General features: G+C 71.4%; 16 protein-coding genes. 14 read left to right on the plus strand and 2 right to left on the minus strand.

Annotated elements, in window-relative coordinates:
* Window positions 1–40: 40 nt before the first annotated feature.
* Window positions 41–1,477, plus strand: coding sequence for a GuaB1 family IMP dehydrogenase-related protein (locus ABZS58_RS03550; RefSeq protein WP_354777146.1), 1,437 nt, complete (start codon window positions 41–43; stop codon window positions 1,475–1,477).
* Between the two features lie 116 nt (window positions 1,478–1,593).
* Window positions 1,594–2,904, plus strand: a complete 1,311-nt coding sequence (locus tag ABZS58_RS03555) for a hypothetical protein (RefSeq protein WP_354777148.1) — start codon at window positions 1,594–1,596, stop codon at window positions 2,902–2,904.
* Window positions 2,905–2,907: 3 nt separating this feature from the next.
* On the opposite strand, the gene ABZS58_RS03560 is transcribed toward ABZS58_RS03555, so the two are convergent.
* Both ABZS58_RS03560 and ABZS58_RS03565 read right to left on the minus strand, forming a co-directional pair.
* Entirely contained in the window at window positions 2,908–4,245 is a 1,338-nt protein-coding gene (locus ABZS58_RS03560) for a hypothetical protein (RefSeq protein ID WP_354777150.1), read from the minus strand.
* 4 nt (window positions 4,246–4,249) lie between these two features.
* Complete coding sequence (locus tag ABZS58_RS03565) at window positions 4,250–5,401, minus strand: glycosyltransferase family 4 protein (protein ID WP_354777152.1); 1,152 nt, start codon at window positions 5,399–5,401, stop codon at window positions 4,250–4,252.
* Between the two features lie 34 nt (window positions 5,402–5,435).
* On the opposite strand from ABZS58_RS03565, the gene ABZS58_RS03570 reads away from it, so the two are divergent.
* From ABZS58_RS03570 to ABZS58_RS03625, 12 genes are all read left to right on the plus strand, one after another.
* The gene (locus ABZS58_RS03570; protein ID WP_354777154.1) at window positions 5,436–6,296 is read left to right on the plus strand and encodes a DNA-formamidopyrimidine glycosylase family protein; all 861 of its coding nucleotides are present in this window, start codon (window positions 5,436–5,438) and stop codon (window positions 6,294–6,296) included.
* A 4-nt stretch (window positions 6,297–6,300) separates the two neighbouring features.
* On the plus strand, window positions 6,301–7,719 hold the full coding sequence (locus ABZS58_RS03575; RefSeq protein WP_354777156.1) for a DUF2142 domain-containing protein: 1,419 nt from the start codon (window positions 6,301–6,303) through the stop codon (window positions 7,717–7,719).
* 198 nt (window positions 7,720–7,917) lie between these two features.
* A complete protein-coding gene (locus tag ABZS58_RS03580) occupies window positions 7,918–9,429 on the plus strand; it encodes a sugar transferase (protein WP_354777158.1) in 1,512 nt (503 codons plus the stop codon).
* A 203-nt stretch (window positions 9,430–9,632) separates the two neighbouring features.
* Window positions 9,633–10,820 carry a histidine kinase gene (locus ABZS58_RS03585; protein ID WP_354777160.1) on the plus strand — a complete coding sequence of 396 codons (1,188 nt, stop codon included), beginning with the start codon at window positions 9,633–9,635 and terminating at the stop codon, window positions 10,818–10,820.
* Window positions 10,817–11,626, plus strand: coding sequence for a LytTR family DNA-binding domain-containing protein (locus ABZS58_RS03590; RefSeq protein ID WP_354777162.1), 810 nt, complete (start codon window positions 10,817–10,819; stop codon window positions 11,624–11,626). Before ABZS58_RS03585 ends, ABZS58_RS03590 begins: the two co-directional genes overlap by 4 nt.
* A 63-nt stretch (window positions 11,627–11,689) precedes the next feature.
* Complete coding sequence (locus tag ABZS58_RS03595) at window positions 11,690–12,394, plus strand: response regulator transcription factor (protein WP_354777164.1); 705 nt, start codon at window positions 11,690–11,692, stop codon at window positions 12,392–12,394.
* Window positions 12,391–13,410, plus strand: coding sequence for a HAMP domain-containing sensor histidine kinase (locus tag ABZS58_RS03600; protein ID WP_354777166.1), 1,020 nt, complete (start codon window positions 12,391–12,393; stop codon window positions 13,408–13,410). The genes ABZS58_RS03595 and ABZS58_RS03600 overlap by 4 nt, the downstream gene beginning before the upstream one ends.
* A gap of 120 nt (window positions 13,411–13,530) precedes the next feature.
* A complete protein-coding gene (locus tag ABZS58_RS03605; protein WP_354777168.1) occupies window positions 13,531–15,408 on the plus strand; it encodes a DUF4153 domain-containing protein in 1,878 nt (625 codons plus the stop codon).
* Between the two features lie 86 nt (window positions 15,409–15,494).
* On the plus strand, window positions 15,495–15,881 hold the full coding sequence (locus ABZS58_RS03610) for a hypothetical protein (protein WP_354777170.1): 387 nt from the start codon (window positions 15,495–15,497) through the stop codon (window positions 15,879–15,881).
* A 76-nt stretch (window positions 15,882–15,957) separates the two neighbouring features.
* Window positions 15,958–17,655 (plus strand): cation acetate symporter, encoded by a 1,698-nt coding sequence (locus ABZS58_RS03615; RefSeq protein ID WP_354777172.1) that lies wholly within the window; start codon window positions 15,958–15,960, stop codon window positions 17,653–17,655.
* A 50-nt stretch (window positions 17,656–17,705) separates the two neighbouring features.
* On the plus strand, window positions 17,706–18,470 hold the full coding sequence (locus tag ABZS58_RS03620) for an ABC transporter ATP-binding protein (protein ID WP_354777173.1): 765 nt from the start codon (window positions 17,706–17,708) through the stop codon (window positions 18,468–18,470).
* Entirely contained in the window at window positions 18,461–20,299 is a 1,839-nt protein-coding gene (locus tag ABZS58_RS03625; RefSeq protein WP_354777175.1) for an ABC transporter permease, read from the plus strand. Before ABZS58_RS03620 ends, ABZS58_RS03625 begins: the two co-directional genes overlap by 10 nt.
* Window positions 20,300–20,332: the final 33 nt, after the last annotated feature.

Below are 20,332 nucleotides of genomic sequence, written 5' to 3' on the forward strand. Positions count from 1 at the left end.
CGCCGATACCGCGCCGGAACGCGCGTTAGAGTTCGAAGACGTGCGCTTCCTCAATGATCAGCAGCCGGGCTATGACCTGACGTACGACGACGTGTTCATGGTGCCGGGGCGCAGTGCCGTCGAGTCACGCATGGCCGTCGATCTGAACACCCGCGACGGGAGCGGCACGACGATCCCGATCGTCGTGTCCAACATGACCGCGGTCGCGGGGCGGCGGATGGCGGAGACGGTCGCCCGGCGGGGGAGTCTGGCGATCATTCCGCAGGACATCCCGATCGACGTGGTCGCGGAGGCGGTGTCGTGGGTGAAGCAGCGGCACCTGGTGCACGACACCCCGATCACGCTGGGGCCGACGGAGACGGTGTCGCTGGCGCTGGACCTGCTGCCGAAGCGGGCGCACGGCGCGGTGATCGTTGTGCAGGACGGCCGGCCGGTGGGGGTCGTGACCGAGAGCGACTGCACGGACGTCGACCGCTTCAGCCAGCTGCAGAGCGTCATGTCGCGCAACCTGCAGACGCTGCCGGAGGACGTCAGCCCGGAGGCGGCGTTCGATCTGCTGACCGCGGGACATCACAAGCTCGCCCCGGTCGTCGACGGGAAGGGCCAGCTGGTCGGCATCCTGACCAGGAACGCCGCGCTGCGCGCCACGCTGTACCAGCCGGCCGTCGACAGCAACCAGCAGCTGCGCATCGGCGCGGCGATCGGCATCACCGGTGACGCTTCCGGGCGGGCCGACAAGCTGCTCGCGGCAGGGGTGGACGTCCTGGTCGTCGACACGGCGCACGGGCACCAGGAGCGGATGCTGTCCACGCTGCGGGCCGTCAAGGCGCTCAACCCGGGTGTGCCCGTCGTCGCCGGAAACGTCGTCACCCGCGAGGGGGTCGCGGACCTGATCGAGGCCGGCGCCGACATCGTCAAGGTGGGCGTCGGCCCGGGGGCGATGTGCACCACCCGGATGATGACCGGCGTCGGCCGGCCGCAGTTCTCCGCGGTGCTGGAGTGCGCCGCCGAAGCGAGGCGGCAAAACCGGCACGTGTGGGCCGACGGTGGTGTGCGTCATCCGCGCGACGTGGCGCTGGCGCTCGCCGCCGGGGCGTCCAACGTGATGATCGGCTCGTGGCTCGCCGGCACCCACGAGTCGCCGGGCGACCCGCGCCGCGATCCGAGCGGGAAGCTCTACAAGGAGAACTTCGGCATGGCGTCGGCACGGGCGGTGAGCCGGCGCACCGCCGACGACAGCGTCTACGAGCGCGCCCGCAAGGCGCTGTTCGAGGAGGGGATCTCGTCCTCGCGGATGTATCTGGACCCGCGCCGGCCCGGGGTGGAGGACATTCTCGATGCGATCGTCGCGGGGGTGCGCAGCGCCTGCACATACGCGGGTGCGAGCAACCTGGAGGAGTTCGCGGAGCGTTCCACGGTGGGAATTCAGAGCGCAGCCGGATACGCGGAAGGAAAACCACTGGATGTCAGTTGGTGATGGGGCCGACGGGATAGTCTCGTCACCCGCAGGTCACGTATGGTGCTCGTCGTGAAGTTCGTTCGCGACCGTGGCCGTCGAGGGTGACCGATCAGCCGCCATCACGCCGCCGCCGTATGCAGGCGTTTCGTGTCGCGTCCCGTTTCGTCGGTGCCGGCCTGCTCGACCAGGTCGTCATCGCGACCGCCAACGCGGCGAACACGCTGCTCGGCGGCATCCTGCTGCCCAAGGACAAGTTCGGCGCGCTCGCCCTCGCGCTGAGCGTCGGGTATTTCTCGATGTACCTCAACCGGGCGTTCGTCGGTGACGTGCTGCTCGCTCTCGCCTCACGGTTCGAGGGCGAGCACCGCGGCCGGTTGATCCGCAACGGGTTGACGACCGCGTTCTGCTCCGGTGTGACCACGATGGTCGTGTTCGTCGTGCTGTGGCTCACGTGGCCGCACCACAGCAACATCGACCTCGACGAGCTGATCTGGCTGGTGCCGTTCATGGTGCCGCTGATGCTGCACGACACGGCCCGTTGCGACTATCTCGCCGACCGCAGGCCCGACAAGGCGCTCGGCATCGATCTCGTCTGGGCAGGCACCCAGGGCGTCGTGATCATCGGCCTGATCCTCACCGGCAATGAGAGCGCGGGCGGGCTGCTCGCCGCGTGGGGCATCGGCGCGACCGCCGGCGCCACCGTGTACCTGCTGCGCGAGCGCCGGGTGCCGTGGCGGGGCAACCCCAAGGCGTGGCTCGCCGAGACCAGGCACCTGTCCGGCTGGTTCACCGCCACCGCGATCGTCGCCCAGGTGCAGGTCCTGTCGATCAGCTTCCTCGTCGCCGGCAAGCTGTCGAAGGTCGACCTCGGTAACCTGCGGTTCGTGCAGACCGTGCAGCTGCAGCCCGTTCAGAACCTGGTGGCGGCGATCCAAGGACTGCTCGTGCCCCGGGCGTCCCGGGCGGCCGCCGACGCGGCGAAGCCCGGCGCCGAGGGGGACGAGGCCGCCGCCACGCTGCGCCGCCAGACCCGGCAGCTCGCGATCGCCTTCGCGGTGCTGGGCACGCTGATGGTCGTCATCGTGTGGCCGCTGGTGTCGTGGGTCCTGGAGTCGACCGGCAAGTTCGCCGAGGCCGCGCCGCTCGCACTGCCGATCGCGCTGCAGGGTGCCGTGTATCTGCTCCAGGTGCCGTTCACGGCCGCGATGCGCGGGATGCACCGGGCCAGGATGCTGTTCGTGCAATACGTGGTCTTCGCGACGGTCTCCCTGACCGGCCTGTCGGTCGGCGCCAGCCAGGGCCTGCAGGGGGCGGCGTGGGGGCTGCTCACCGGTTCGGCCACCGGACTCGTCTGCATGGTGCTGCTGTACGGCTATGCACTCAAGTCCGTAGGCCCGCAGGCACCCGCACCGACGCCGAAACTGGACGCGACGCAGAGCGCCTGACGACTACGGCTCGAGCGAGCCGGGCCGGCGCAGCAGCAGGGCCGCCTCGCCGGCGAGCAGGAGCAGCCACAGCGTGCCGCCGGTCCCGCCGATCAGCCACTCGTTCGTGATCATCGTGAACAGGGCGCCGGGCAGCAGGACGACGAGCCACGGGTCGGCGTCCCGGCGGCGGCGCCAGACGTTCCACAGCAGCAGGCCGAGGCCGGCGAGGAAGGCGGCGACGCCCACCACCCCGGCCTTGCGCAGCGCGGCGAGCGGGGCGTTGTCCACGGTCAGCTTGATGTCGGCGCCGCTGCTGGCCCGGTAGACGGTGGCCCTGGCGTCGCGGGTGTTGCCGAGCAGCTTCTCGGTGAGGCCGTCGCGCCGCCAGTCGGACTCGACCTGCCGCCAGGTCTCGACCCGGCCGCTGCTGACTCCGGCGTCGTCGCCGTACCGCTCCTTGACCAGGAACGACGGGCCGTTGAACACCAGTACCAAGGCGAGGGCGGCCGCCGGGACGAGCGCCTGGCGCCGGCCGTACACGATGAACACCAGCGTCGAGATCAGCATGAGCAGGAACCCGGTGCGCGAATCGCTGGTGCACAGGACCAGCGCGGCGGTCGCGACCGATCCCACCCGCTGCCAGGCCGGCAGACCGAGATCGGCGCCGATGCGGATCGCGGCGAGCACGGCGATGCAGGCCATCGCGTTGGGGTGGTCCAGCAGCCACGACGCGCCCCAGAAGCGGTATTCGAACCCTCGTCCCCATGGCGTGTCGGGCACGACGTGCGGGGAGGTGAACACGTTGCCCGAGCCCGCCAGGAGCAGCGCGGCGACGGTGCCGAGGAACGCGACAGCGATCCCGAGCGTGAGCCGCGCGAAGACCCCGCGAAAAGCGAACACGGCGAGCACGACAAGTCCGAAATATCCGGCGTACAGGGTGCGCTGCAGCGCGATCTCGGGCTTCATCACGAGCAATGCCCCGAGCGCCCCGATGAGCAGGTAGGACACGCCGAGCCACGCCGTCCCCGACCGCAACGCGACCGGCGAGGCCGGCCGGAACCAGAAGAGCAGCAGCAGGCCGGACAGCAGCAGCAGGCTCCACACGACGGCGCCGGTGTTGGTGTACGTCCAGCTCAGCACCCCTTGCAGCGCGAACACCGCACCGAGGACGAGCCCTCGGGGGTCGGCGGCCCGGACCAGTGACCCGGCGAGCGTCCCGACGGCGCCCGCGAGCAGCCCGGCGACCAGGGCCAGGGCGGCGTCGCGGTAACTGTCGTCGACGACCAGCTCGACGGCGCCGGCGATCAGGCCGACGGCCAGCACCCCGGCCGCGACCCAGCCGGCCCGCCGGGTCCTCACAGCGTCACCGCAGGACGCTGCGGTAGACGTCGATCAGCCGCTGGGTGAGCACGTCGGGGGAGAAGTGCTCCTCATAGCGCCGCCGCGCCGCTTCGGTGAGCCCCGAGGCCCCTCCGTGCGCCTTTTCCAGACCCTCGGCGAGCGCGGCGGGATCCGGGTCGACGACCCAGCCGGCGTCGCCGACGAGGAACGGCAGCCCGCCCCGGTCGGTGACCAGCGCCGGCCGTCCCGCGCACAGAGACTCCAGCACGGTCGTCGGCAACGTGTCATGCCAGGTGGAGGCGGCGATCAGGCACGCCGCCGCACCCATCTGCGCCCGCACCTCGGTGTTCGGCAGAACACCCAGATACGAAATATCCGACCTGTTCGCGGCGGCGGCCTCGGCGAGTGGCCGCAGCGGCCCGTCGCCGATGATGCGCAGCGGCCCGAGCGCGCCGTCCTCGTGCCGCTGCCACGCGTCCAGCACCAGCTCGAGGCCCTTCTCGGGGGACAGCCGCGCCGCGTACAGGAAGCCCTTGCCGGGACCGGTGGCCGCGCCGGTGTCCGGGATGCCGTTGGGCTTCACCGTGATCCGCTCGGAAGGGATGCCGAAGTCGCGGAGATGATCGGCGATCCGGTCGGTGAGCGCGATGAACCGGTCCACGCCCCGCCACGTGCCGCGATGCACGGCCAGGGTCGCCGCCATCACCGCCGACTGCGCCCTCGAGTCCCGGTAGCACGCGTGCCTGATCGCCGGTAGCGGGAACGCCTTGCCCCGGCACTCGGTGCAGATGTGCCCGTCGCGGAAGTACAGCCCGGGCGCGCACACCTGCCGGTAGTTGTGGACCGTGTGCACGACCGGTACACCCGCCGCATGCGCCGTCCGGACCACCCATGGCGACAAGAGTGGATACGGATTGTGCAGATGCAACACATCCGGCTTTTCCGCTTTTATCAGCTTCTCCAGCGCGCGCTGCGAGTCGCCGTTGCGGATCGGCGACAGCGGCAGCAGCACCTTCTGCGCCTTGGAGAACGTGCCGATCTCGTCGGAGCTGCGCAGGAACGGCAGCACCGACACCCCGGCCGTGGACAGTTGCGCGATCTCGGCGTCGACGATGACGTTCTCACCGGACGGTGCGCCGGACGCGTAGCGATTGTGCGCGACAACGACCTTCATGACGGGAAAAGACTACTTGAGGCAGACTGGACAGGTGCCCGAGCTTCCCGAGGTCGAAGCGCTCGCAGCGTTCCTCCGCGACCGCGCCGTCGGCCACACCATCGACCGCATCGAGGTCCCGTCGCTGAGCGCGTTGAAGACCTTCGACCCGCCGATCACCGCCGCGACCGGCCTGCCGCTGACCGGCGCGTCCCGGCACGGCAAGTTCCTCGACATCCACGTCGGCGCCGACCTGCACCTCGTCACCCACCTCGCCCGCGCCGGCTGGCTGCACTACCGCGAGTCGTTCAACGCCAAGACCCCGCTCAAGCCGGGCTCCGGCCCGATCGCGGTGCGGGTGCGGCTGGACGACGAGTCCGGCTTCGACCTCACCGAGGCCGGCACGAAGAAGAGCCTCGCCGCCTACTTCGTGTCCGATGTCAGGCTCGTCCCCGGCATCGCCCGGCTCGGCCCGGACGTCCTCGCGGTCAGCACCGACGAGTTCGCGGCCGCGGTCCGCAGCCGCAAAGGCCAGATCAAGGGGGTCCTCACCGACCAGACGGTGATCGCCGGCGTCGGCAACGCGTATTCGGACGAGATCCTGCACGCCGCCAAGATGTCCCCGTTCGCGCTGACCAACCGCATCACCGACGAGACGATGGCGACCCTGCACGCCGCGACGCGGGCCGTGCTGACCGACGCGGTCACCCGCTCGGTCGGGCAGAAGGCCGCGACGCTGAAGTCCGAGAAGCGCTCCGGCCTCGCCGTGCACGCGCGCACCGGGCTGCCCTGTCCCGTCTGCGGCGACACCGTCCGCGAGGTCTCCTTCGCCGACACGTCGCTGCAGTACTGCCCCACCTGCCAGACCGGCGGGAAACCCTTGGCCGACCGCCGGTTGTCGAAGCTCGTACGCTGACCCGGTGCGCCGTGCCTTCCTGATCGCGTTCGTCGGCTTCTTCCTGCTCGGCGCGGCGTGGGCGCTCGCCCTGCCCGCCAACGGCACCTACGACGAGAAGCAGCACCTCGTCCGGGCGTGGGCGGTGTGGACCGGCCAGTGGCTGCCGCACGACCGCGCGCTGGACGCCAGCGGCAACGACACGAACGCGTTCACCGGCCCGCGCAGCCTGCTGCCGGCCGACGCCGACTGCACCTGGATCGACAAGCCCGCATACAAGCCGGCGTCCTGCCTGACGTTCACCGACGACCGCTCGTCCGTCCTGGTGCCGAGCGCGGCCGCCCGGTACAGCCCCGTCTACTACGCCCTGGTCGGGCTGCCGCTGCGGATCTCCCCCACCAACTCCGGACTGATCTGGTCCCGGCTGCTGTCGGCCGCGCTGTCGGCGCTGCTGCTCGCTTCGGCGTTCGCGCTGGCCGGGACCGGGCTGCTGCGGGCCGCGGTGGTGCTCGCCGCGACACCGATGCTGCTCGACCTCGCCGGCGCGATCAACCCCAACGGCCTGGAGATCAGCGCCGCCGTCCTGCTGTATGTCGCCGTCCTGCGCAAACACTGGCCCGCGGCCGGAGTCGCCGCGGCGTTGCTCATCACCACCAGAGATCTCGGTCCGTTTTTCGCGGCCGCGGTACTGGCCGTGGCGCTGCTCGTGACCCGCTCGTGGCCCAGGTCCCGGGCACTCTGGCTGCCTGCCGCGGGCGGTCTCGCGTTCGCGGCGTTCTGGACCCTCGTCGCGTCCCGGACCGACGCCGTCGACCCCGGCCGGGACATCGCCGCCACCACCAGCGGCGCGATCCTGCGCGACATCGCCGACAACCGCGCCGAGTTCTGGGTCCGGCAGATCGTCGGCCAGTTCGGCTACGGCGAGACCACGGTGTCCATCGGCATGATCGGGCTCTGGTATCTGCTGGTCGCCCTGCTGGTCGTGCCCGCGCTGTGGTTCGGACCCGCTGCTCTGCGCATCGGCATCCTGGCCGCCGCTCTCGGCTCTGTGGTTCTCCTGGTCGCCCTGGAGCTCTACTTCGCGCCGAAGGTCGGCCACTTCGCTCACGGCCGTTACGTCATGCCGCTCGGTGTCGGCGTGGTCCTCCTGGCCGGGTTCACGGACCGTTACGCAGCGTGGCTGACCGCCCGGCGCTGGCTCCTCGGGTTGATCCTTGTGACCGTGCCGCTGCACATTTACGCCCTCGCCCGCGTCATGACCCGCTTCCAGCGCGGAATCAACGAAGGGCTGAACCCGATCGGGGGAACATGGCAGCCACCGCTCGGCAGCGTCCTGCCCCTTCTAGCCTGTTTGGTGGGAGGCGCGCTACTCGCGGTGATTGTCACGCGGAGTTCTGTCCGGCCCACGCCAGTGCACTCGACAGCCAACACGTTGAGCAACTAGTCTCGGCCGGTCGTCGTCAGTTGCCCGAGCCAACATGGGACACTTCTCGCGTGCGATCGGGTGTCCTTGTCGTCGGCGACCACAACCCACCCGGTCGAGCAGTTGAGCGCCTGATCTGCGGATCGTGGTGCGAGAGGACACACTCAGGTGACCGCTAGTCTCCAACGTCCGGCCACCCCGCCGATCCGGAGATCGACCTTGGGTGAGCTTGACAGCTTCGAGATCCTTCCCGAGCACGCGCTCACCCCCCTCGGTCCCAACGGCGTCCCCCGCTCCGGCTGGCAGCGCACCAAGCGCGCCTCCCGGTGGCACCGCCCCTATGCCGCGATCCTGCTCATGCTCGACATCGGCGCGGCGCTCATGGCGAGTCTCGTCGCCAAGACGTTCCTCACCGACAAGGCCGAGTTCGGGTTCGAGCAGAACCCCGGCCTGCTCAACCTGTCGGCGTTCCTGCTCCTGCCGACCGTCTGGCTGTTGTCGCTGTGGGGCCACGGGAGCTATGACCGGCGGTATCTCGGCAACGGCACCGACGAGTTCAAGCGGGTCGTGCGCGCGTCGTGGACGGTCATGGCGATCGTCGCGTTCACCGCCTTCGCCGCCGGCATCCAGGTCTCCCGGACCGCGGTCGGCGTCGCGCTGCTCGGCGGCCTGCTGTTCGTGCTGATCCTGCGATATCTGGCCAGACGCGGCCTGCAGTTCGTCAGGACCCGCTTCAACCTCGCGACCCACCGGATGCTGCTCATCGGCACCCTGCAGGAGGCGCTCGAGGTCCACCAGGCCATCGCCCGCGACCCGGCCTCCGGCCTCGTCCCCGTCGGCATCCACCTCACCGAGGGCTACGCGCCACGGCCGAGCACCGTGACCCCCGTGCCCGTCCACGCGGGCCGCGACATCCTCTCCCTGGTCCGCGAGCTCAACGCCGACACGATCGCCGTCTGCGGCTCCGCCAGCGCCGAGCCCGTCGAGCTGCGCCGCCTCGCCTGGCAGCTCGAAGGCACGGGCATCGACCTCGCCGTCGCCCCGCAGCTCACCGACATCGCCGGGCCGCGCGTGCACATCCGCCCGATCGAGGGCATCCCGCTGCTGTATGTCGAAGAGCCCAAGCTCTCCGGCCTCGGCTGGCTCTTCAAGAACGTGATCGACCGGGTCCTGGCCCTCATCGCCCTGCTGGTCGTCCTGCCGTTCTTCCCGATCGTGGCCCTCGCCATCAAGCTCTCCGACCCCGGCCCGATCTTCTTCCGCCAGCCCCGCATCGGCCGCGAAGGCAAGATGTTCAAGGTCTGGAAGCTCCGCACCATGTATGTCGACGCCGAAGAACGCCAGGCCACCCTCGACGAGCACAACGAGAGCGACGGCCTGCTCTTCAAGATGAAGAACGACCCGCGCATCTTCAAGGTCGGCAAGTGGCTGCGCGCCACCTCGATCGACGAGCTCCCCCAGATCCTCAACGTCCTCGCCGGCGACATGTCCCTCGTCGGCCCCCGCCCCCTGCCCGCCGACGACGGCGACTTCCTCGGCGACGTCCGCCGCCGCCTCCTCGTCCGCCCCGGCATCACCGGCCTGTGGCAGGTCAGCGGCCGCAGCGACCTCTCCTGGGACGACGCGGTCCGCCTGGACCTCTACTACGTGGACAACTGGTCCCTGGTCCTCGACCTCCACACCCTCTGGCGCACCATCGGCGTCGTCGTCTTCCGCAAGGGCGCCTACTGAAATTCCCCGGCGACGGGTCGCCGGGGCGGGGGTTCCCACCCGCACCCCCACGCGCCACTGCGTGGCGCACTGCCTGCGCGGGGGAAGGGCGCCCCACAACCTGGTGGATCACTGGTGCCCTGACCCCAGCGTTCCACCGGGTTGTGGCGGGGCGCGTGGTAGCGCTCTGGCGTGGCGGACGGCACAGCCTTCAGGATGGGCGCGTGGGTGGGAACCTTGCCGCTGGGATCGCGGTCGTGGGGCTGGCGGTGGCGCTTGCCGGGGCGGTGTGGGCCGTTGTCAGGCTGCGGTCCCGGCGGGCGATCGCCACCGCGGCGCAGCGGGCCACCTACGACGTGCTCCATATCGCGGCGCTGGCCGCCGAGCCGCTGCGCAACGGGTTGACCGAGGTCGGGGCGGGCAAGGCGGTCAGGCACCTGCGGACGCTGACCGGGGCGGCCGGGATCGCGGTCACCGACGCGGTCAAGGTGCTGGCGTTCGACGGGGCGGGGGAGCATCACCGCGAGCAGGTCGCGGCCGCCGCCGCGAAGGCCGTCACCGCCGGGCGGTCCACCGTGCTCGGCAGTGACGAGCTGCCCTGTGACCTCGTCGACTGTCCCGTCCGCGGGGCGGTCGTCGTGCCGCTCGCGCAGCGGGAAGGGGCCCTGGTCGCGCTGTCCGACGGGCCACCGGCGCCCGGGCTGGTGCAGGCCACCGCCGAGACCGCGCGATGGGTCGGGACGCAGCTGGCGCTCGCCGAGCTCGACACGTCGAAGGCGAGACTGGCCCGGGCCGAGGTCAGGGCGTTGCGGGCGCAGATCAGCCCGCACTTCATCTACAACGCGTTGACGGCTATTGCGAGCTTTGTCCGGACCAATCCCGAGCTCGCCAGGGAGCTCATCCTCGAGTTCGCCGAGTTCACGCGGTACTCGTTCCGGGCGCACGGGGAGTTCACCACGCTCGCCGAGGAGCTGCGGTCCATCGACCGCTATCTGACGATCGAACGGGCCCGGTTCGGGGAGCGGCTGCAGGTACGGCTGCAGATCGCGCCCGAGGTCCTGCCGGTGACGTTGCCGTTCCTGTGCCTGCAACCGCTGGTCGAGAACGCGGTCCGGCACGGGTTGTCGCGGAAGCCGGGAATGGGCACGATCAGCATCGTGGCCAGGGACGCCGGCGCGGAGTGTCACATCACCGTGGAGGACGACGGGGTCGGGATGGACCCCGCTGTCCTGCTGAGCGCCGACGACACCATCGACGCCGGGCAGCACGTCGGGTTGCGCAACGTCGATGAGCGTCTACGGTCGGTCTTTGGCGACGGGTTCGGCGTCGTGGTCGAGACGGCCCTCGACGCGGGCACGAAGGTCAGCATGCGGGTCCCCAAGTTCCACCCCGGAGTGCGGAGCAGCCAATGAACCGAAGTGTCAGCGGGCAGGTCGTCGGTCAGGCGACACCGGAGCACCAGCAGACCGGGTTCCTGCGCGTCCTCGCCGTCGACGACGAGGTCCCCGCCCTCGACGAGCTCGCCTACCTGCTGCGCGCCGACCCCCGCGTCGGCCGCCTGCACACCGCCGGCGACGCGACCGAGGCGCTGCGCGTCCTGCGCGACATCGACGTCGACGCCGTGTTCCTCGACATCCGCATGCCCGGCCTCGACGGCATGGAGCTGGCCAGGGTCCTCGGCAGGTTCGCCAAGCCGCCCGCCGTGGTGTTCGTGACCGCGTACGACGACCGCGCCGCCGAGGCGTTCGACCTCGGGGTCGCCGACTACGTGCGCAAACCGGTCCGTGCCGACCGGATCGCCGAGTCGCTGCGCCGGGTCCTCGCCGCGCGGCTCGTGCCGACGCACCCGTCGGTCGCCGGGCGCCGCGACCGCCAGGACGACCCGACGATCCCGGTGGAGCTGGCCGGGACGACCAGGATGCTGCCACGCTCGTCGGTCCGGTGGGTCGAGGCGCAGGGCGACTACGCCCGGCTGCACACCGCCGACGCCTCCCACCTGGTCCGCGTCTCCCTGGCCACGCTCGCCGAGCGCTGGGCGGACGCCGGGTTCGTGCGGGTGCACCGCTCGTTCCTGGTGCAGCTGAAACTCATCACCGAGCTGCGCATGACGAACACCGGCTATGTGGTGGTGATCGACGACCACGAGCTGCCGGTCAGCCGCCGGCACACCCGGGAGCTGAAGGACCGTCTGGTGCGCGCCGCCAAATCATGGTCATAGGTCTTCACGACTCCTCCACATCACGCACCGTTGCCCCTCGCATCTACCCAATACGCTGCTCGCATGAGCACAGTCGGCACCGGTGAGCGGCGGAAGGTCCTCGTCGTCGACGACGAGCGGATGATCGCCGAGTCGATCGCGGCCCGGCTGCGCGCCGAGGGGTTCGCGGTCGACCAGGCACACGACGGCCCGTCGGCGGTCGCTGCCGCCAAGCTGCTGCGTCCGGATCTGGTCGTACTTGACGTGATGCTGCCCGGGTTCGACGGCCTCGAGGTCTGCCGGCGCATCCAGGCGGAGCGACCCGTCGCGGTCCTCATGCTCACCGCCCGTGACGACGAGACCGACATGCTCGTCGGACTGGCGGTCGGCGCCGACGACTACATCACCAAGCCGTTCTCGATGCGGGAGCTCGCTGCCCGGGTCCACGTGCTGCTGCGCCGCCTGGAGCGGCTGGCGGCGGCGCAGCCCGAGCCGGACGCGGCGCCGATCGTCCTCGGCGACCTCGAGATCAACCGGGCGCAGCGGCGGGTGAGCCGCGGCGGCGTCGAGGCACATCTGACGCCGACCGAGTTCGACCTGCTGGTCAACCTCGCGACCCGGCCCCGGACGGTGCTGCCGCGGGAGCGGCTCCTGGCCGAGGTGTGGGGATGGGCGGACGCGTCCGGCACCCGCACCGTCGACAGCCACATCAAGGCGCTGCGCCGCAAACTCGGATCCGACCTGATCAGGACCGTCCACGGGGTCGGCTACGCCCTGGAGACCACATGAAGGACTTCCTGGACCTGCTGCCCCGCCCGCTCGACCCGCTGCGCTCGATCAAGCTCAAGCTCGCGGTGCTGCTCGTCGCGTCCGCCGGCGCCGGCCTCGGCGTCTTCTGGATCGGCATCGGCTGGATCCCGCCGACGACGACGGAGATCGCGCTGACCGTCGGGCTGCTCACCTCCCAGATCCTCGCCCGTGGCGTGACGTCGCCGCTGCGGGACATGACCGCCGCCGCGCAGGCGATGTCCCGCGGTGACTATTCGGTGCGGGTCCGCGCCACCTCCAAGGACGAGGTCGGCCAGCTCGCCGTGGCGTTCAACCAGATGGCCGCCGAGCTCGCCGCGGCCGACCAGCAGCGGCGCGAGCTCATCGCCAACGTCTCGCACGAGCTGCGCACCCCGATCTCAGCCGTTCAGGCCGTGCTGGAAAACGTCGTCGACGGCGTCGTCCAACCCGACCAGGCGACGCTGCGCACGGCGCTCACCCAGACCGAACGGCTCGGCCGGCTCGTCACCGAACTGCTCGACCTCTCCCGTCTCGACGCCGGCGTGATCCCGCTGGACAGGGAGCACTTCCGCGTCGAGGACCTGCTGATCGAGGTGGTCGCCGAGGCCGAGGTCAAGGCGACCGCCGCCGGCTACAAGGTCGAATACCTGTCCTGCGCCTTCCCGGAGAACGCCCTGGTCAGTGCCGACCGGGCGCGGCTGCATCACGTCCTGACCAACCTGGTCGACAACGCCACCCGGCACAGCCCCGACGGCGGGACCGTCACCATCATCGGCCGCCGCGACGGCGACCAGGTGATGATCGAGGTCGCCGACGAAGGCCCCGGCATCCCGCGCGCGGAGCGCGAGCGGGTGTTCGAGCGTTTCACCCGCGGCGCCCGCGCGTCCGGCGGCGGCACCGGGCTCGGGCTGGCGATCGCCCAGTGGTTCATCCAGTTGCACAACGGCACGATCGCGGTCATCGAGCAGCCGGACGGCGTGGCCGGATGTCGCATCCGGGTCACCCTGCCCGTCTGATCAACACGTTCTTTCAAGTACGTGTCCGGCCTTCACCGGACGCGCGGATCCTCATACCCTCCGGAGTCCGACATGTCGCCCTCGACCTTTGAACCGCCCGACGGTCCGCCACGACCCCCGGTGCCCGCCCAGCCGACCCCGGCCGAGCAGCCCACGGAGTCGGCCCGGGCGGACCTGCCCACCCAGCCGGCCCAGGCCGAGCAGCCCGCGCGGTCGGCCCCGGATGAGCGGCCCGCACAGTCCGTCCAGCCCGCGGGTCCCGCGCCGACCGGGCAGCCGGCGCCGGTCGTACACCAGCCGAATGCGACGACGCAGACGCCGGCGATGCCGATTGGTGCGACACCACCCGGCCTGCGGAAACCGCCGCCGCAGCCGCCACGCCCGCCGCAGCCCGCGCATCCTGGGCAGCAGGGGCCGCAGCAGGGGGCCGTTGCGACGCTCGCGCCGCCGTCGGTGCAGCCGCAGCCGCAGCAGCGGCCGGTGCCGAATCCGGCGCTGCTCAGCCCGGTCAGGCTGGGCCCGCCGAACCCGACCCCGTTCCAGCTGCGCTGGCCGGCCCGCAGCGTCGCCGCCGGGCCCGAGGTCCTGATCGGCGGCCTCGTCGTCGCGGTGGTCGCGGCCGCCGCCCTGCCGCTGGACCGTCCCGGCATCGGCTGGCCGATCGCGGGGCTCGCGCTCGTCTCCGCCCTGCTCGTCGTGCTGCTGCGCATGGATCCGGAGCGGCGCGGCACCAGCGCGGTCGAAGCGACCTGCTGGAGCGTCGCGACCGTCGCGCTGCTGTCCGTGGGGGTGTTCCGGGCCGCGGGCTGGCTGTTCGCGCTGTGCGTCCTCGGCGCGTTCGGCAGCGTCGCGCTCGCCGTCGGCGCCGGGCGACGGGTCCCGGCGGTGTTCATGGCGCTGCTCAACCTGCCGGTCGCCGGCTTCCGGGCGCTGCCGTGGGTCCGCTGGGGCATGGCCAGGGCGCGGGCGAAGGAGGGCACGTCCGGCGCGTCGCGGGTGCTCGCCTCGATCGGCCTCGGCCTGCTGCTGCTCGTCGTGTTCGGGGCGCTGTTCGCCAGTGCCGACGCCGCGTTCGACCGCATCGTGCGGGCGATCCTGCCCGACCTGTCGCTCGCCACACCGTTCCGCTGGGTGTTCGTGGGCGCGGTCGCCGCCTGGCTCACGTTCGGCGGGGCGTATCTGCTGCACAGCCCGTCCACGATCGGTGACGGCAGGCCACGCGATGTCCGGACGGTCCGCTGGTACGAGTGGGTCGTCCCCGTCGGCGCCGTCCTCGCCGTCTTCGGGATCTTCGTCGGCGTGCAGGTCGCGGTCCTCTTCGGCGACCGCGACTACGTGATGCGCACCGCCGGGCTCACGTTCGCCGACTACGCCCGCAAGGGCTTCTGGCAGCTGCTCGTCGTCACGCTGCTCACGCTCGTCGTGATCGCGGTGGCGGTGCGCAAGGCGTCCCGGGAGACGGCCCGCGACCGGGTGCTGCTGCGCGTGCTGCTCGGTCTGCTGTCGCTGGGCGCGCTCGTCGTCGTGGTCTCCGCGCTGTGGCGCATGGACGTCTACGAGCAGGCGTACGGCTTCAGCCGGCTCCGCGTCCTGGTCAGCGCGTTCGAGCTGTGGCTCGGCGGCGTCATCGTCCTGATCATGGTGGCCGGGGTCGTGCCGGTGACCCGGTGGCTGCCGCGGGCGGCGGTCGCCCTGTGGGTCGTCACGCTGCTGGGCCTCGCGGTGCTGAACCCGGACCGGTTCATCGCCGAGCAGAACGTCGCCAGGTTCGCCAACAACAACACCGACGTCTGGTATCTGTCGACGCTGTCCGCGGACGCCGCGCCCGCGCTGGACAAGCTGCCCGCCGGGGCCCGCGAGTGCGCACTGTCGGAGATCTCCCGCGACGTCCACGAGGCCGACGACTGGCGCGGCTGGAACATCGGCCGCGCCGAGGCCCGCCGGATCGTGCCCGAGCCCGTCTCCGTCTCGAACTATCCCTGCTACCGGCGGTACTGACACAAGACACAGACCAGGGGCCGACGTTCAAACGGGGGACGTCGGCCCCTTGCACTTGTTTCACGCTCATTGCAAGACTGCCGTCCATGGAGCCACCCACCCCGCGGGTCCGCGTGGTGCTCGGTGACGTCGCCCGCGCCCCGATCGACCCCGCCCGCACCCGCGCCGAGCTCGAGGAGCAGAGCCCGGTCGGCGCCGCTCTCGCCCGCGGGCTCGTGCGCGCCCAGCTGGCCGTCGCGGTGCGCCTCGCCGCGGTCGTCGCGGTCGCGCTCGGCGGGCTGCCGCTGCTGTTCGCCGCCGCTCCCGCCGTCGGCAGCGCGCACCTGTTCGGGATCTCGGTGCCGTGGCTGCTGCTCGGCGTCGCCGCCTACCCGTTCCTGTTCGCCGTCGGCTACGCGTACGTGCGGCTCGCCGAACGCAACGAGGCCGAGTTCGTCGCCCTGGTCGAGGACAGGTCACAGCAGCAGTCATGAGCGAGCTTGGCGAGCGGATCATGTCGCAGTGTGTTTCTGAGCCTCGTGGCGCCGGTGAGCGAAGCGAGGCGGCGACATGAGTTCCTACGCCCTTCCAGCCGTTATCGCGGTCACTCTGGTCACCGTGGCCATCGGCCTGTACGGGCTGCGTTTCGCCCGCACGACGTCGGACTTCCTGGTCGCGTCCCGCATGGTCAGCCCGACCTGGAACGCGGCGGCGATCAGCGGCGAATACCTGTCGGCCGCGAGCTTCCTCGGCGTCGCCGGCCTGATCCTCAAGTACGGCGTCGACGTCCTCTGGTACCCGGTCGGGTTCGCCGCCGGCTATCTGGCGCTGCTGCTGTTCGTCGCCGCCCCGCTGCGCCGTTCCGGGGCGTTCACCCTCCCGGACTTCTGCGAGGTCAGGCTCCGCTCGAAGCGGCTGCGCAAGCTCGCGACCGCGTTCGTCATGTTCATCGGCTGGCTGTATCTCGTGCCGCAGCTGCAGGGCGCCGGCCTGACCCTGCAGACGGTGACCGGCGCCCCGTACGCGCTCGGCGCACTGCTCGTCGGCGTCGTCGTCACGCTCAACGTGGCGCTCGGTGGGATGCGGTCGATCACGTTCGTGCAGGCGTTCCAGTACTGGCTGAAACTGACCGCCCTGGCAGTGCCGTTCGTCTTCCTGCTCATGCAGTGGCAGTCCGACGGCCGTCCGGCCCTGACCGCGCCGGACGGCCCGACGTTCCCGGTCGCGACGACGGTCACCATCGACCACCCGACGCGGCTGATGGTGTCGGTCCAGACGCAGGTCACCGCCCATGGCCGGCTCGACGGGACGGCAGTGGACGGCGGCGTGCTGCTCACCGTCGGCGAGCACGACGTCGACCCCGGGACCGCTCTCGATTTCGCTGCGGCCGCGTCGGTACCGAAGGTCGCCGCCGTCTCGGCGGAGTCCCCGACCGAGTGGCTCCTGCCCGGGGACGGCTCCCAGGGGCTGTTCGCGACGTATTCGCTGATCCTCGCCACGTTTCTCGGCACGATGGGACTGCCACACGTCCTGGTCCGCTTCTACACGAACGCGGACGGGGCCGCCGCCCGCCGCACCACGCTCGTCGTCCTCGGACTGGTCGGCGTCTTCTACCTGACCCCGACCCTGTACGGCGTGCTCGGCCGCGTGTACACACCGCAACTGCTGATGACCGGGAACACCGACGCGGTCGTGCTGCTGCTGCCGTCGGCGGCGCTCGGCGGCGGGCTCACCGGTCAACTGCTCAGCGCGCTCGTCGCCGCCGGCGCGTTCGCCGCCTTCCTGTCCGCGTCCTCGGGCCTGCTGACCAGCGTCGCCGGGGTCCTGTCCACCGACGTGCTCGGGCACGGGTCCGTCCGCGACTTCCGCCGCTCCGCGCTGGTGGCGGGCGTGGTGCCGCTGCTGCTCGCCCTGTTCGTCGCGAGCCTCGACGTGTCGCAGGTCGTCGGCCTGGCGTTCGCCGTCGCCGCGTCCAGCTTCTGCCCGCTGCTCGTCCTCGGCATCTGGTGGCGGGGCCTGACCGCGGTCGGCGCGGCGGCCGGGATCGTCGCCGGCGGTGGCGCCGCGGTCGCCGCGGTGCTGCTCACGGTCCTCGGCGGGCCGCTGACCGGCTGGGCGGGCGTGCTGACCACCCAACCGGCCGCCTGGAGCGTGCCCCTGGCGTTCCTGGTCATGATCACGGTGTCATTGCTCACCCGGCAACGCTTGCCCAAGGACCTCGGAGCGATCATGCTTCGCCTGCACGCGCCGGACGCGCTGCGCATGTAAGGGTGGGTGCGGGGGATGCGGGGGATGCGGGCGTGACCTACGGTCGAGAAGTGACGGATCGTGAGCCTGCCTCGGCTCTCGCGCTGCGGGGGCTGTCCAAGCGTTTTGACCAGAAGGTCGCCGTCGCCGGCGTCGACCTCGACGTGCCGACCGGCTCGTTCTTCGGGCTCCTCGGCCCCAACGGCGCAGGCAAGACGACGTCGCTGTCGATGGCTGTCGGGCTGCTGCGCCCCGACGCCGGCCACGCCTATGTCCTCGGCCACGACGTCTGGTCCGACCCCGTCGAGGCGAAGCGCCGTCTCGGCGCGCTCACCGACTCGGCCCGCATGTTCGACCGGCTCACCGGCGGCGAGCTGCTCGCCTACACCGGCCTGCTGCGCGGCCTGCCGCAGGACGTGATCGACGCCCGCGCCGCCGAGCTGCTCGACGTCCTGGGCCTCGCCGACGCCGGCCGCACTCTCGTAGTGGACTACTCCGCCGGCATGAAGAAGAAGATCGGCCTGGCCTGCGCGCTGCTGCACGCGCCGCGGCTGCTGGTCCTCGACGAGCCGTTCGAGGCCGTCGACCCCGTTTCGGGCGCCCTGATCCGCGACATCCTCGTGCGGTACGTGCGCAACGGCGGCACCGTGATCTTCTCCAGCCACGTGATGGAGGTCGTGGAGCGGCTCTGCACCCACATCGCGATCCTCGCCGACGGCCAGATCAAGGTCGTCGGCACGACCGAGCAGGTGAAGGGCGGCCGGGAGCTCGAGGACGTGTTCGTCGACGTGGTCGGCGGCCGGGTCGCGACGGGCGCGGAGCTGTCGTGGCTGTGACCCCCGAGCCACCCGCCGAGCCACCCGCCGAGCCGCGCATTCCCGCCCAGCAGGTCCCTGCTCCGTCAGGCTCGGCGCAGCCCGCTGCCGGGCAGCAGGTTCCCGCGCAGCGGTCAGCGCCCGCCGACGCCGGCGGCGTGTTCGCGCCGCGGCCGGAGCCGATCCGTGGTGGCGAGCCGAAGGCCCGCCACTTCGTCCGGTTGAAGCTGCGCATCCTCGGCAACACGATGCGCGGCAAGAAGTCGCGGATCTGGCTGTTCATCCTCGGCATCTTCTTCGGCCTGTGGGCGGCGGTCGTCGGCCTCGCCGTGTTCGCCGGCAGCAGCGTCGCCGACGAAGGCCTGCGCCCCACGCTCGCCGCGTTCGCCGGCACCGCCCTCGTCCTCGCCTGGGTCCTGGTGCCGCTGTTGTTCTTCGGCGTCGACGAGACCCTCGACCCGGCCAGGTTCGCGCTGCTGCCGGTGCCGCGCCGCACGCTGGTCCTCGGCATGCTCGCCGCCGCCGTCGTCGGCATCCCGCCGGTCGTCACGCTGCTCGCCGCGCTCGGCTCGACCATCGGCGCCGTCATCGACGGCGGCATCGGCGCCGGCCTCGTCGCGGTCCTCGGCGCCGCCGTCGGGCTCGCCGTGTGCGTCGCCGCGAGCCGCGCCGTCACCAGCGCCTTTGCCGGGATGCTGCGCTCCCGGAAGGTCCGCGACCTGGCGGCGCTGCTCATCGCCCTGGCCGGCATCTCCTGCAACCCGATCTTCCAGCTGGTGTTCGCCCTCGTCGAGAACGGCGAGTCGAAGCAGGCCACGACGATCGGCGGAATCCTGTCGTGGACGCCGCTCGCCGCACCGTTCGTCGCCTACGTCGACGCGATCGACGGCAACTGGCACCTCGCCGCGGCCCGCCTCGCGATCGGCGTCGCCGGCGTCGCGACGCTGCTGTGGTGGTGGCTGCGGACGATCGAGTCCGCGATGCTCGGCACCGCGTCCACCGCCGCGGCGAAGAAGGCGAAGGCCGTGGACGGCAAGCCCGTCCGGGCGTTCCTGCCCGCCGTCATACGGTCGCTGCCAGTCGGCCGGTTCACCGGGCTCGTCGGCCGGGAGGTCCGCTACTGGGGCCGCGACCCGCGCCGCCGGGCGAGCCTCATCTCGCTGCTCGCCGCGTCGGTGGTCATCCCGTTCGCGTTCACGTTCGGCTTCGGCACCGGCTCCAGCGCGCAGGAGCAGGAGGCGGCGCGGCAGAGCATCGGCATGAGCGACGGCGCCCTCATCCTGTCGCTGATGTTCGCCGGCGCGTTCGTCGGCCTGGTCCTGGTCAACCAGTTCGGCAACGACGGCACCGCGTACGCGCTGCACATGCTCACCAACGTGCCCGGCCAGATCGAGCTCGCCGCCCGCGCGATCGGCGTCGGCATCCTCACCTTCCCGCTGCTGGCCGCCGGCACCGTCGCCGTGTCGGTGCTCAGCGGCCACACCGACCAGCTCGCCCCCGCGCTGGGCATCGGGCTGTGCAGCTACGGCATCTCGGTCGGCGCGGCCGGCATCACGTCGGTGCTCGCGCCGTACCCGATGCCGGACACCACCAACCCGTTCGCCATGAACACCGGCCAGGGCAGCGCGAAGAGCATGCTCTCCTTCGTCAGCATGATCGTCACGTGGGTGCTGACGGCGCCGCTGATCGTCGCGTTCTTCCTGCTCCCCGGCGGGCTGACCTGGACGTTGCTGCCGGTCGGTCTGGTGTGGGGCTTCGCGCTGGCCTGGGTCGGCACCCGCCTCGCCGGCAACCTCCTCGAGCGCCGCGCCCCGGAGGTCCTCGTCGCGGTCACCCCGAAGCTGGGGTAGGCCACACGTAGGGCTCTTCGGGGTCGCACCCTC

The sequence above is a fragment of the Dactylosporangium sp. NPDC005555 genome, from assembly GCF_040605635.1.
Lineage (GTDB): Bacteria > Actinomycetota > Actinomycetes > Mycobacteriales > Micromonosporaceae > Dactylosporangium.